The sequence below is a fragment of the Lacticaseibacillus yichunensis genome (genome assembly GCF_003946405.1).
GTDB lineage: Bacteria > Bacillota > Bacilli > Lactobacillales > Lactobacillaceae > Lacticaseibacillus > Lacticaseibacillus yichunensis.
On sequence record NZ_RHOG01000012.1, the window covers coordinates 48,962 to 62,803 of the forward strand.

Consider the following 13,842-nt stretch of genomic DNA (forward strand, 5'->3'; position numbering starts at 1 on the left):
CTCCTTTCTCAAATGATTGTGCGTGTGATGGCTTCGCGACCAGCCGCGAACCGGCCCTCATGGTAAGAGGGTCGAAACTGGCAACTCAAATGTTCCCAAAATATCGCGTTGTGTGCTTCCACTCGGCAACTCCAACCTGAACAAAACGGTCGCGTCGGCTGGTAAGTCACGTAGCGCCAACGCCTTGTCGTTGCCATCTTTTTGGTACTGTGTCGCAAAGACGGACTGAAAATTGACGGTGCGCGTCGCCCCGCGGCTTGTGTCGCCGATTCGCATGCCGCCGGTGCCCAACAACAACTGGCCCAGCGTTTTGCCATGGCGCTGAACCGTCGCCTCTGAGATCCAGGCAGCTTGGCGAAGCGCCTTGGCGTGGCTGTTTGTCGATGTGAAGCTCGTGTGATAGTGCAGCACGAAGGCTTGCGCGCCTGCATCCACCGCATCCACGCCGCCTGTGACGTCGGCTTTGGTCGCTGTCAGGGCGAATGTCCGGTGAGTGGCGGTCGGCGCGGCGATGTGCAGGGCCGGAAGCGTCACATTTTTCGCTTGGCCATTGAACCGGTCGATGCGAATGCTGATCGTTTCGCTCGGGGTTTCAGGCGCCGGGGTGTAAAACGCTAGGAACTGGCGGTAATGGCCCAGCGCGATCTGGCCATAATTCTGCGAGACATCGAGAATGCGGTCATGGCCAGTCATCGTGACGGTGATCGTCTGTTTGCGCAGCGCAGTGGGATCGAGGTGGCCGCCTTGATAATCAATCACCAGCGCGCGCATCCCGGGGGCGGCCATGACGCCGCGAACCGACAGCGTGACAGCGCCGACCACGACATGATTTCCCTGAACGGGCTGATACACGCTCAGGTCTGCCATATCCCCGAATACTTGGTTCATGGTCGGGTCAAAATGGTGCGTCTTTTTCCCTTCCTGATCGAGCAGTTGACGAATGGCAGGCGCGACCCCACCGGCTTGCAGCGTCAGCGGGTTGATGACCACTGCGACCAACATAAGCGCGGTTGCAATCAGCACGCCGATGTGGCGGTGCCGCCTGCGCAAATTGGCGCGCGCTTGGCCGCGGCGCAGCGCCTGGTGCACCAAGTTCGTGGGGACGTCGAGCTGATCGCTCATTTTTTGCCAGTCAGGCTTCATGTTGCATGCCTCCTTTCTCGCGCAACCACTTGCGGCCGCGGTTTAGCCGACTTTTCACTGTTCCCGTTGGCACCCGCAACACCGCCGCGATCTCGTTTGCCTCAAGCTCGTTGAAATAAAACAGAATCAGCACGACGCGATATTTCGCCGGGACCTTCGCCAGTGCCTGCATGAGATCTTCGTGCAAGTCGACTTGCCGGTGTGCATCGAGCATCTGCTCAGGTGCGGGAAGGGGCGGCAGGGGCCGGCGATAATAATGACGGGAGACGTTGATCAAAATCCTGATCAGCCAAGTGTCAAAATATTGCGGCTGACGGAGGCGATGAATGCTCAAAAATGCCTGCAGGGAGGTATCCTGCACTATATCCAACGCATCTTGTGGGTCGTGGACACACAGAAAGGCGGTCTTATACAATTTTTCCTGCCGCGCGTCCAGCAGTTGCATCAATGCCTCCTGATCGCCGGCCTTGGCCGCCAAGATCAGTCCCGTTTCTTCCGCCATTTTTCCACCCCCTGACCCCACACCTATTAGTGCGAGACTCGCCCTGCGAGGTTCCATTTATTTTTGCTTTTTGCGAATTCGCGACAAGGTCGGGGTTTTCCAAAAAAACCATGAGCCCCGCCCATCATTGGCATCATCTCACCAAACCCGCACCGCGTCTTTGGACGATCATGGCAGGCCAGCTATATTTATAAAAGAAATCTGTTCGTTGCGTGTCCCGACTTTTCCCCCGAGCAAAACACCGTCGTCATGACGGTGCGTCCGCCAGCAGCTTGGGCATGCCACCGTCGCAATGCTGGGGCGCGCCACACCAGCCGCCCCTTATAATGGAAGAGAGCGAGTCGCGCGTGAGGGCAAACAGACAATAAACGCCGCCGAACCGCTTGGCGATATTAGGGGCGTCGCGTTGACAGCTATGATATATTTGACTGTGTAAAAGTAAGCGGAGGCGGACACGTGAAAGACGTTTGGCAGACATTTTTGGATCAGCGCGGGGCGCTTGTGCAGCAGCTCGGCCAACATATTGAACTCTCGCTGTTGGCGCTGTTGGTCGCGGTGGTCATCGCCGTGCCCCTGGCGATCTGGGCGCAGCCACACAAGCGCGCGGCGAATTTTCTCCTGCAACTGACGGGCATCCTTCAGACGATTCCATCGCTGGCGGTGCTCGGGCTTCTGATTCCATTGGTGGGCATCGGCAACCCGCCGACCTTGATTGCGCTGGTGATCTACGCGCTCCTGCCGATTTTTCAAAATACTTATGTCGGCCTCGACGAGATCGATCCGGCGTACAAGGAGGCGGCCGAGGCGTTTGGCATGTCGCGCTGGCGCAAGCTCGTCAAAGTCGAACTGCCGCTTGCGATGCCTGTGATCATCGGCGGCATTCGGACCGCGATGGTGCTGATCATCGGCACCGCCACCTTGGGCGCGTTCATCGGCGCAGGCGGGCTGGGCACGATGATCATGACCGGCATCAACGCGAACATCCCCGCGATGACATTCATCGGAGCGCTGGCCGCAGCCTTGTTGGCACTGGCTTTTTCGGCAGGCCTGAGTGTCTTGCAAAAATTGCGGTGGCGGCAAGTCCTTCTTGTGCTCGGCGTGGTGGTCGTCGGGTTTGGCGGCTATGGCGTGTACCAGGCGGTGGCCGCGCCCAAGGATGAGATCGTCATCGCAGGTAAAATGGGCAGCGAGCCCAGCGTTTTGATCAATATGTACAAACTCCTGATTCAGCAGGCGGACCCGAGTGTTCAGGTGACGCTCAAGCCGAATTTTGGCCAGACAAGTTTCCTTTATAGCGCGGTGCAAAACGACAAGATCGACCTGTATCCGGAATTCACCGGGACGGTCGTGACCAGCCTCGTCAAGCCCAGAAAGGCGCAAAACGCGGCGATTGCGGCGGGCAACGATTCCTATCCGATTGCCAAAAGCCTTCTGAATAAAGAGGGACTGACGCTGCTAACGCCGATGAAATACAACAATACTTATGCGGTGGTGGTCACGCAGGCGTTCGCCAAGGCGCACAACATCAAGACGATCTCCGACCTCGCGCGTGAACGCGGGCTGATCGCGGGCTTTGATGTTGAGTTCAACAATCGCCAAGATGGGTACAAGGGATTACAAAAGTTATACGGGCTTTCGCTCAACGTGAAGACCATGTCCCCGGACCTGCGCTATTCGGTCATTCACAGTGGCAAGATTCAGGTCACGGATGGGTATTCGACCGATTCGCAGATTCGCCAATACAAGCTGCTCGCCCTGCAAGATGACAAGAAGCTGTTTCCAATCTACCAAGGGGCGCCCTTGATGAAGGCGAGTTTTGCGGCGAAACACCCGGCGCTGGTCAAGGCGCTGAACAAGCTGGGCGGCCAGATCACGGAGACCCAGATGCAGGAAATGAATTATGAAGTGAACGTGCAGAAACGCTCGGCGGCCTCGGTCGCGAAAGCATTTTTGCTGAAGCAAGGCTTGTTGAAGGAGGCCAAGTGATGGGTGAGATGATCGAATTTTCCCATGTGACCAAGCAATTCGCCGACAACACCGCGGTGGCGGACCTCAACTTGGCCATTCGCGCGGGCGAATTGTTCGTGCTGGTCGGCACCTCTGGCTCGGGCAAAACAACGACGCTGAAGATGATCAACCGCCTCGTTGCCCCGACCAGCGGGACCATCACCTTCGACGGCAAGGGGCTCAACGCGTTCAACTTACGCCGGCTGCGCTGGGACATCGGCTATGTCCTCCAGCAGATCGCGCTTTTTCCCACCATGACTGTCGGGCAGAACATCGCGCTGATTCCCGAGATGAAAAAATGGCCGCGGACAAAAGTTAAACAGGCCGTCGATGAGGGTCTGCGTTCGGTGGGCCTCGATCCAAAAACCTACCGCGACCGGCTGCCAAGCGAATTGTCAGGCGGCGAACAACAGCGCATCGGTATTTTGCGCGCGTTGGTCGCACGGCCGCCGGTGATCTTGATGGACGAGCCATTTTCCGCGCTGGATCCGCTGTCGCGCACCCAGCTGCAAGATCTGGTGCTCGAGCTTCACGCCCGGCTGGGGATGACGATCGTGTTCGTCACCCACGATATGAACGAAGCCATGCGCCTGGGCGATCGCATCGCCGTCATGAAGGAGGGCCATCTCCTGCAAGTCGGGACGCCGACGGAAATTGCCGAGGCACCCGCGAATACGTTTGTCGCCGACTTTTTCGCCTCGGCGCAACGCTCCCCGCTCAGCGTGGCCGTCGCGAGCTTGGCGCCGTATGGAACGGCGGTGGGGCGCGGGGAAGAAGCGGGGGCCGCATCAGGCGAAAGCGACCTACAAAGCGCACCCGGCCTCTCGACCGGTGCGCCTGTCGTTTCCGGCCAAACGACGCTTAGCGAGCTGCTGCCCGAGCTCGCCGAGTCAAATCACGTGACAGTGAAGGCCCAAGAAGGTAATTTTGACTTGAGCGCAAGTGCGGTCCTGCGATATCTTGCGGACAACGAGAAGGAGCAATCAAAATGAAACAATACGACGTGATCGTGATCGGCGCCGGCCCTGGTGGCCTGGCCGCCGCGTACCAGTTGGCCGACAGCAAAAAGGTGCTGGTGGTCGAGCGTGATCTGTGGGGCGGGACGTGTCCCAATGTCGGCTGCGACCCCAAGAAGATGCTGTATTCCGCCGTTCAGGCCAAGGATCAAGCCGGCCGCATGACGCGCGCGGGGCTGGAAGGCATTCCGGACATCAACTGGCCAAACCTGATGGCCTTTAAGCGTGGCTATACCGACACCGTGCCGAGCGGGACGTTGGCCGGTTTGAAAAGTGCGGGGATCGACGCCGTTCACGGGGCGGCCCGCTTCCTGGACCCGCGCACCGTGGCCGTCGCCGGTGAGACCTACCGCGCGACCAATTTTGTCATCGCCACGGGCCAAGCACCAGCGCTGCCGAAAATTCCGGGTGCCTCGCTTCTGAAAACTAGCAGTGATTTTCTCAACCTCGATCAGCTGCCCATGACCCTCGCATTTATCGGCGCTGGGTACGTCGCACTTGAGCTTGCGAACATCGCCGCGGCGGCTGGCGCGACCGTTCATCTCATCAATCACAGTGCCCGCGCGCTTCGTAGTTTTCCCGAGGACGCCGTGGCGCAGCTGCTGGCCGCGATGAAGGACCGGCGCATTATTTTCCATGACAACGTGGCCCTGACCGGCGTCATCTCAAGCCCCCGCGGCGTGATTCTGCAGGCAGCCGATTTTTCCCTCGAAGTCCAAGCCGCCTTTTCCGCCGTGGGCCGCGTGCCCGCTGTGGCGCTGGGTCTCGGCGACGCTGGCATCCAAGTCGGCGCCCGCGGCATCCATGTGGACGACCACCTGCGCACCACCAACCCGCACATTTTTGCCCTAGGGGACGTGATCGCGAAAACACAGCCGAAACTCACCCCAGTGGCGAGCTTTGAAGGCCGCTACGTCGGTGCCACCATTCTGGCCGACCGCGGCCCCATTGCGTACCCGGCCCAGCCCGTGGTCGTCTATGGCACCACCGAGCTTGCCCAGGTTGGCATCTCGCTGACCGACGCCGAAGCCGCCCCGGACCGCTACACCATCAACACCCAAGACGTCTCCCGCTGGTACACTTACAACCGCCTGAAAGACGACAGCGCCACCGTGACCGTCATCACCGACAAAGCAAGCGGCGAGATCGCAGGCGCCATTGTCGTCTCAACCATCGCAGAAGAACTCATCAACTACCTGACCCTCCTAATGGACACCCACGTCCCAGGAAAAGTAGCCGCCAAACTCATCTACGCCTACCCAACCCCGGCAAGCTATCTGCAGTATTTGGTGTAATTAGTTGCAGGCAGAATCGGGTTGGTAAGATCGTGGAAGCGGGCGACGCGGTTAGCCCCCAAATAAACGCCCGCGGACAGTGCAGGGCAGAATGGGCAATCTAGCTGCATAATGATACGCTCAGGCGGCAACCGTGACGTGCAAGTGCGAAGCGCAAGTGCGGAGTGCAAGTGCGGAGTGCAAGTGCGAAGTGCAAGTGCGAAGTACGAAGGAGATTCAAACCAATAACGGCAGTGCTGGATATGAGGACGGGCGCCGGGCAGAAATGGCTCGCTTCGCATGTCTGGGCGTAAGGCATAAATGCCTAACGCCCAGAGCAAGCCCCCTCGTCGTTGTTAGCGGCAAAGCCGCTTACAACGAAAGCAAGCTTTGAGACCACGATTTCTGCGGGCTCAAAGTTGCTTGGGAGCGTTCCAGCCAATTTCTGCCCGGCACCCGCCCGGGGGGAGACCATGTGCGACCCGCCAACCGTTTTTTCCTTATTTGCAGATACTCGCCTGAGCGCTGATACGACACTTGCAATCGCACCCACAGTTGATTAGACTTTCAGTAGAAGCGATGCGCGTGATGAGTAACCGCCCCTGTGGCGTTCAGGAAGCTGCCTGCACTGAAACGGCAGCCGCCTGGTGCGGTGAATTGGCTCACGCAAGCGGATAAGGTGGGTGCGCCGTAAGCCAAAAGTGGCCGCGATCGTGGCAAATTAGGTGGTACCGCGCATGAGCCGTCCTATGTCTTTGACATGGGGCGGCCTTTTTTGCGAGGGCGACCCTTCCGCACCGAGACCAGCCACGTAGCATTGCCACCTTATCTTAACCGCAGTCGACAATTTAGGAGGAACTATTGAGATGAGTAAAAAAGTGATTCTGACCGGCGACCGTCCAACTGGCCGCCTGCACATCGGCCATTACGTTGGCAGTCTGCAAAATCGTGTCAAGCTACAAAATTCCGGAGATTATGAAACATATATCATGATTGCCGACACCCAGGCGCTCACGGACAATGCCCGCAATCCGGAAAAGATCCGCAACTCCCTGCTTGAAGTCGCGCTGGATTATCTGGCGGTCGGCATCGACCCGGCGAAGTCGACAATCTTGGTGCAGTCCGGCGTGCCGGCTTTGGCCGAATTGACGATGTATTATCTGGACCTGGTCACCGTGGCGCGGCTCAACCGCAACCCAACGGTCAAGACCGAGATCAATCAAAAGGCGTTTGGTGAATCTGTGCCGGCCGGCTTTTTGATCTATCCCGTCAGCCAGGCCGCCGACATCACCGCTTTCAAAGCGGACACCGTGCCGGTCGGCGATGACCAGGAACCAATGCTCGAACAGACCCGTGAGATCGTGCGCACCTTCAACAGGACCTACAACACGGATGCGCTGGTTGAGCCTGAAGGGTATTTTCCACCAAAAGGGGATGGCCGCCTGCCGGGCATCGATGGCAACGCGAAGATGAGCAAATCGCTGGGCAATGGCATCTACCTCGCCGACGACGCCGACATCGTGCGCAAGAAGATCATGTCGATGTACACCGACCCCAATCACATTCACGTCGAAGATCCGGGCCAGATCGAAGGCAACGTGGTCTTCACCTATCTCGACGTGTTCGATCCGGACAAGGAAAAAGTTGCCGAATTGAAGGCCCAATATCAACACGGCGGGCTCGGCGATGTGAAGATCAAGCGCTACCTGGTCGACGTGATGGAAAATCTGCTTGCGCCGATTCGTTCGCGGCGTGAAGAATACGCTAAGGACATGGGCGCGGTCGAGGATATTCTGAAGGCTGGTACGGCGCGGGCCAATGAGGTTGCCAACCAGACGCTGGAAGAAGTCCGCGATGCCATCGGATTTAATTATTTTAAATAAATCATTTAGCTAAAATTATCATTCGTAAGACTGAGGTCGCAGCCGGGGCTCATGGTAAAATATACGTATTCAGAATGGAGTGAATACGTTATATGAATACCATGAAAAAGTTGAGCCCGACTGCGATCACGGCCATCATCATCGGCGTTGTCGCCGTGATCGTCGCAATCTTCAGCATCTCCACTTATAACGACTTGGCCAAACAGGACCAGGCCGTCAAAGCTAAGTGGAGTCAGGTCGAGAACGTGATGCAGCGACGCGCCGATTTGATTCCTAATCTCACCGCGGCCGTAAAGGGCTCCATGAGCCATGAGACAAAGATCTTTGATGATATTGCGAAAGCTCGCCAAAATTATTACAATGCTGATTCCACAACGGCCAAGGCCAGCGCGGACAACGAAGTCAACAAATCCGTCGGCACCTTGCTCAATGTGATCTCTGAGAGCTATCCGACTCTCGCCTCCAATGACAACGTGAAGACCTTGATGACCCAACTTGAAGGTAGCGAAAATCGGATTTCCGTTGAACGAAAACGTTATATCGAGGCGGTTCAGGATTATAATTCAAGCTTGGTCACTTTCCCGCGGAATTTGTTTGCTAATCTGATGGGGCTCAAAGAGAAACCGGAATTCAAGGCCGACCCAGAGGCATATAACGTGCCGAAAGTGGACCTATCTGAGTGATGAAAGTAGGGATGGGGATGCACAAACGCAGATGGGGCTGGCTGGTCGCATTGATCGGCGTGATCGCGCTTTTGTTTGCGGCGACACCGGTCCATGCCGCCAGCAACCTCCCCGCTGACCCGCAAGATCACGCCTATTACGACGGCATCAACTTGCTTGACAGCCAAACGCGCCAGCTGATCGACCAGAAAAACAGTTTTTACAATGAGCAAAGCGAACGGCCGCAGATCAAGGTGGCCGCCATCAAATCGACAGACGGCGAAGCGCTTGGCGAATACGCCCCGGATCTGTTTGAAAAATGGGGCATCGGGAAAAAGGGTGAGGACAACGGTGTCCTGATTCTGTACGCCGACAATGACGGCAAGCAGAACATGCGCATCGAAGTCGGTTACGGCCTGGAAGGGGAGCTGACCGACGCGCTGTCCGGCCAGATCCTCAACCAAAATCTCGACGACATCAAGTCCTCCGACAAGGCCGACGTCAACAAGGCGATTCGCAATGTCTTCAACGCGGTCGCGACGGTCATTGACAAAAAATACGATTATCCAAAAGATGATAATACCGTCAGCGATGACACCATGAGCGATTATGAAGAAACCAATGACGAGCCGTTCGGAGATTACGATGATGATGATTCAAGCAATGGTATTTTTACCATGGTGCTTGTGATCTTCCTGGTCGTGATCATCATTATCTCCATCTTTGGCGGCGGTGGTCCGCGTGGTGGCGGACGCCGGCGCGGCGGAAATTGGTGGCTGTTGTGGCTGCTTTCGGATCTCCTGAGTAGCGGCAGTCGGTATGGCCGCTATGGACGCGGCGGCCGTGGCGGTTTCGGCGGCGGTGGGGGCTTTGGCTCCGGCGGCGGTTTTGGCGGCGGTGGATTCGGCGGCGGAGGAGGTGGCGGCTTCGGCGGCGGGGGCGGTGCCTCCGGTGGTGGTGGCGCCGATGTCTGACCGAGGACGCATCGGATGCCTGACCCAAGACGCAGACCGCGGAATTGAATAGTGACGCAACGAACCGGATCAACGCGCAATGCAGGGCGTTGGCCGGTTTTTGTTTTGCCCGGGGACTGGTCAAGCGGTTGAGCGGGTAGACCAGTTGCTGGTGGGCGTGCGCTGATTTTCTTTACAGTTTGTCAACATCATGCGGCCAGACAGTGGGAAGCGGTCCCAAAGTGTGATACAGTATTTCAGATATGGACGGTCGCAGGCGCGGCCGTCACGCGAGAGGAGGCTGCGCGTTGCACACGCTGACCAAGGGCAATCCCCTGAAACTTGTTTTCTTCTTTACCATTCCACTTCTGATCGGGAATGTCTTCCAGCAACTATACAGCTTCATGGATACGCTGATTGTTGGGCGGACCATCGGCAAGGCAGCGCTGGCCGCTGTCGGTGCGACGGGCAGTATCAACTTTTTGATCATTGGGTTTGCGCAGGGCACCACGGCTGGTCTGTCGATTCTGACCGCCCAGGCTTATGGTGCGCGGGATTATCAAAAGCTGCGCCGGTCCTTTGGCGCCAGCATCTGGATCTCCCTGGCGATGACCATCGTGCTGACCGCGCTGTCGGTCACCTTCACCCGGCCGATGCTGGAGCTGATGCAGACGCCGCCGGAGATCATCAACGATTCCGTCTCGTTCATCCGGATTATTTTCATGGGCATCGCGGCCTCGATGGCGTTCAACCTGCTCTCAAATATGATGCGCGCGCTGGGCGACTCACGCACGCCATTGATATTTCTAGTCATCGCAACGATCATCAATATTATTTTGGAATTGATCTTCATCCTCGGCCTAAACTGGGGCGTGGCCGGCGCCGGTATCGCGACGGTCAGCGCTCAGGTCATCTCGGCGCTGCTTTGCTGGTTTTATATTCGCAAGCATATTCCGCTTCTCGTGATTCGAAAAGAGGATCTGAAATTTGATTGGGCGAATATTCGCCACCACATCGCAGTCGGCCTGCCAATGGGCTTTTCCATGTCCATCATCGCGATTGGCTCCGTGATTTTGCAGGTCATGCTCAACACCTTGGGCACCGATGCCGTTGCGGCTTACACCGCGGCCGGCCGAATCGACCAGCTCGCGACACTGCCGGCCTCCTCATTTGGCGTGACGATGGCGACCTTTGCCGCCCAGAACCTCGGCGCTAAGGAGTACGGCCGCATTCGCAAAGGCGTGCATCAGACCCTGATCCTGAACGTGGCGATCTCCGCCGTGCTCGGGGCGTTGATCATCATCTTTTCAAAGCCGCTGGTCAACCTGTTCCTCGGCCCGAACCAGCCGCACGTCACTGCGCTGGCCCAGATCTACTTCAAATACAACGCCAGCATGTATTGGCTCCTCGCAATTCTGTTCACAATGCGTAATCTGCTTCAGGGCCTCGGCCACACCTTGGTCCCGACCGTCGCTGGCTTCTTCGAACTGATGATGCGCTCCTTTGCTGGCCTGTTCCTCGTGTCGCGTCTGGGCTTCACCGGCGCGTCCATGGCCAACCCGCTCGCGTGGATCGGCTCCGTCTTTGTGCTCGTCAACGTCTACTTCCGTACCATGAAGCACATTCGCCAGAAACAGGATGAACAAGCCGGAAAGCTGCAGGAGGTGCCAAACGATGACCAAGGATAAACATTCGGCCGAGCCTGCCAAAAACTTCGAGCCAACTAAGGGAAAACACGGCGCCCTAGCACCCACCGACGCCGCCCAAACGGCATCACTGAATCAAGCGGCCACTGCGGAGAGTGTCCCAAGCGGCCACCATGCCGCCGCGCCGTCTGGATCCGCTAAAAAAGGCGGCGGCCTCCGCGACCTCTTCAAGTGGGTCGGCATCACCATTGTGTTTGTCGCCATCGCCGTGTTGGGGGTGCAATATTTGACAACTGAAGTGATCGGCAACGACACCGTGGTCGGGACCTCGATGAACCCGACCCTGGCCCCCGACGACAAGGTGATCACCTTGCGCCACAAAAAGATCACCCGCAACGCAATCGTCGTTCTGGACGCCCCGGATGAACCGGGCAGCTATTACATCAAGCGGGTGATTGGCTTGCCGGGGGAGACTGTCGAAGTCAAAGACGAAAAACTCTACATCAACGGCAAGGAAGTCGCCCAGCCCTATCTCAACGATGCCTTTATGCGCCAGGCGGTCAAAGCCTGGCAGACGACGCACGACACGGTTGGCCAAGGCGTTAGCTTCACCGACAACTTCAAGCTGAAAGAAAAGGTGCCGGCCGGCCGCTATTTTGTGCTCGGCGATGATCGGCGCGTGTCCCACGACAGCCGCGACTTCGGCTTCGTCAAGAAAAGCGCGATTCGCGGCGTGGTGGCCTTGCGCTACTGGCCGCTGAATCACATGAAGTTCTTCTGATTCGCACCGAAATTAGCGGCGAAAATCGACGTCAAACCCGCGCCATAACTGGGCTTAAGACGACAATCTCCGATTTTTCTTCTATTAAATAGGCAACACAAATAGGCATCTCACACTAGGCCGCAGCCCAGCGTGAGATGCCTGTTTGGTTCCTGACCGATCTGGGGGAATCGGGGAACTATTTTTGCCAGATCACGGCAGATTGTTGCCAGCCGCGAAGTAGACGTCGTACCATTCTTGCTTGGTGAGCTTGAAGTCGGCCGCTTCGGCGATCTGAGCGATGCGGTCCTTGTTCGTGGTGCCCGCGATGACTTGGAAGGCGCCTGGAATGCGCAGAATCCAAGCGGCCGCGATCGCGTTGACGTTCGTGTTGTACTTGTCCGCCAAGTCATGCAGCTTCTTGTTGAGTTCCGGGAACTTCGGATTGTCGATGAAGACGCCTTCGAAAAATCCGTACTGGTAAGGGCTCCATGCTTGAATGGTCATGTTGTGCAGACGGGAGTATTCAAGAATGCCGCCGTCGTGGTCGATGGAGCGCTCGTCGGACATGTTGACGTGGATGCCGTTGTCGATCATGCCCGTGTGCATCACGCCGAACTGCAACTGGTTGGCAATCAGCTTTTGCGGTACCGCCGACTGCAACAACTCAACTTGACTCGGGTTGAAGTTCGACACACCGAATTGACGGACCTTGCCGCTGTTTTGCAAGGTGAGGAAAGCTTCCGCAACCTCGTCAGGCTCCATCAGGGGATCTGGCCGGTGCAGCAGCAGGACGTCAACATAATCGAGACCCAGCCGTGCAAGCGACCCGTCGACCGCTTCAAGAATGTGTTCCTTGGAAAAATCGTAGCGTTGGCCCGGCACAATGCCGACCTTCGTCTGCACGATCACATCATCGCGCGAGAAGCTGGCCTTCTTTAATGCGGCGCCAAAAAGCGACTCCGCCTTGCCACCATCATAAATGTCGGCATTATCAAAAAAGTTGATACCCGCATTATAGGCTGATTCCAAAAGTGCAACGGCACCGTCTTCATCAAGTCCAGTAATACGCATCACACCCAATGCGACTTCAGAGGCCTTAAGCCCGGAGCCGCCAAGATCGATCTGACGCAAAACAATCAGCTCCTAACTGTGTTTGTTTATTGGATCCATTGTCTAGCGTAGCATATTGCCCGCCGCCATGAAAGCGCACACGGCTGGTAAATCGGACCAGAATTTCCTGGCAAATAAGCGCTTACGTACTGTCTGGTTGAGCGACTTACGACTGGCGGATGATGAAGGTTTCGGAGTGATGCTGAGATTGTGATGAAGCAAGCCTTTTGCGCGCCGCTGTAGATCAAAAAGCAAGACGGGCAACACCGGTTCATCGCCGAGGGATACCGTCTTGCTTTTTTGAACAGACTTGTAAGCCTCTTTGTCCATTTTTATATGTGATCATTAAAGATATGCCAATACCAGCAAACGCGACGCAAGCAATCAGAAGTGCCGCCACCGCAACAATCAGTCCAATAGTGGCATCACCAAACTGGATGATCTGACTAATGACAAACCCGCCCCCGAGACATGCAAGCGCGCCGATCAACGTGAAGCCCCCTGAGATCAGTGCGAACATGCCCTTATCGCGGGTGGACCGCTGTTTCTCATCGATTATTCTGACCGCGATTGCCAGCAACCCAGCAAAAATACCTGCGCTGATGAGTTTTTGAAGATTCCGTGGCATTTGATTTCCTCCAGAGCAACTGTGGTTTTCAGATGAAGTATGCCCCTTTAACAACGACAAAACACGCACCATCTGTCAGCTGGGGCGAGGCGGTCCATCACGACGGATGTTGCGGTTGGACCCACAAACATTTCTCCCTATGATGTGATGGGGTCACACCAATATGGCGGTTTTTTCGGGGGCGTGCGGACATTTTTTTGGACCGCCGTTTTGCTAAAGTGCACAACGACGGTGTTCGTTCAGGTTTTTACCTCC

The 13,842-nt window shown here is 56.8% G+C and carries 12 protein-coding genes; 8 read left to right on the top strand and 4 right to left on the bottom strand.

What is annotated here, in order from left to right; genetic code table 11:
* Window positions 1–57 precede the first annotated feature (57 nt).
* Both EKM95_RS05385 and EKM95_RS05390 read right to left on the bottom strand, forming a co-directional pair.
* Complete coding sequence (locus tag EKM95_RS05385; RefSeq protein WP_125696824.1) at window positions 58–1,143, bottom strand: hypothetical protein; 1,086 nt, start codon at window positions 1,141–1,143, stop codon at window positions 58–60.
* On the bottom strand, window positions 1,133–1,645 hold the full coding sequence (locus EKM95_RS05390; protein ID WP_164510098.1) for a sigma-70 family RNA polymerase sigma factor: 513 nt from the start codon (window positions 1,643–1,645) through the stop codon (window positions 1,133–1,135). The genes EKM95_RS05385 and EKM95_RS05390 overlap by 11 nt, the downstream gene beginning before the upstream one ends.
* 456 nt (window positions 1,646–2,101) lie before the next feature.
* Here EKM95_RS05390 and EKM95_RS05395 point away from each other — a divergent pair, with 456 nt between their 5' ends.
* The 8 genes from EKM95_RS05395 (at window position 2,102) to lepB (ending at window position 11,867) form a co-directional block, all read left to right on the top strand.
* Window positions 2,102–3,631, top strand: a complete 1,530-nt coding sequence (locus EKM95_RS05395) for an ABC transporter permease/substrate-binding protein (protein WP_125696826.1) — start codon at window positions 2,102–2,104, stop codon at window positions 3,629–3,631.
* The gene (locus EKM95_RS05400; RefSeq protein ID WP_191988587.1) at window positions 3,631–4,644 is read left to right on the top strand and encodes an ABC transporter ATP-binding protein; all 1,014 of its coding nucleotides are present in this window, start codon (window positions 3,631–3,633) and stop codon (window positions 4,642–4,644) included. Before EKM95_RS05395 ends, EKM95_RS05400 begins: the two co-directional genes overlap by 1 nt.
* Entirely contained in the window at window positions 4,641–5,963 is a 1,323-nt protein-coding gene (locus EKM95_RS05405; protein ID WP_125696827.1) for a dihydrolipoyl dehydrogenase family protein, read from the top strand. Before EKM95_RS05400 ends, EKM95_RS05405 begins: the two co-directional genes overlap by 4 nt.
* A gap of 845 nt (window positions 5,964–6,808) precedes the next feature.
* A complete protein-coding gene (gene trpS / locus EKM95_RS05410) occupies window positions 6,809–7,825 on the top strand; it encodes a tryptophan--tRNA ligase (protein WP_125696828.1) in 1,017 nt (338 codons plus the stop codon).
* A 92-nt stretch (window positions 7,826–7,917) separates the two neighbouring features.
* Window positions 7,918–8,508 carry a LemA family protein gene (locus tag EKM95_RS05415; RefSeq protein WP_164510099.1) on the top strand — a complete coding sequence of 197 codons (591 nt, stop codon included), beginning with the start codon at window positions 7,918–7,920 and terminating at the stop codon, window positions 8,506–8,508.
* 17 nt (window positions 8,509–8,525) lie between these two features.
* A complete protein-coding gene (locus EKM95_RS05420) occupies window positions 8,526–9,461 on the top strand; it encodes a TPM domain-containing protein (RefSeq protein WP_125696829.1) in 936 nt (311 codons plus the stop codon).
* Window positions 9,462–9,748: 287 nt separating this feature from the next.
* Window positions 9,749–11,128, top strand: a complete 1,380-nt coding sequence (locus EKM95_RS05425; RefSeq protein WP_125696830.1) for an MATE family efflux transporter — start codon at window positions 9,749–9,751, stop codon at window positions 11,126–11,128.
* A gap of 199 nt (window positions 11,129–11,327) precedes the next feature.
* Window positions 11,328–11,867, top strand: a complete 540-nt coding sequence (gene lepB, locus EKM95_RS05430) for a signal peptidase I (RefSeq protein ID WP_379897162.1) — start codon at window positions 11,328–11,330, stop codon at window positions 11,865–11,867.
* A gap of 192 nt (window positions 11,868–12,059) precedes the next feature.
* Here lepB and EKM95_RS05435 read toward each other — a convergent pair whose 3' ends face one another.
* Both EKM95_RS05435 and EKM95_RS05440 read right to left on the bottom strand, forming a co-directional pair.
* Window positions 12,060–12,980, bottom strand: coding sequence for an aldo/keto reductase (locus EKM95_RS05435; protein ID WP_125696832.1), 921 nt, complete (start codon window positions 12,978–12,980; stop codon window positions 12,060–12,062).
* Window positions 12,981–13,230: 250 nt separating this feature from the next.
* On the bottom strand, window positions 13,231–13,587 hold the full coding sequence (locus EKM95_RS05440) for a hypothetical protein (protein ID WP_125696833.1): 357 nt from the start codon (window positions 13,585–13,587) through the stop codon (window positions 13,231–13,233).
* Window positions 13,588–13,842 lie beyond the last annotated feature (255 nt).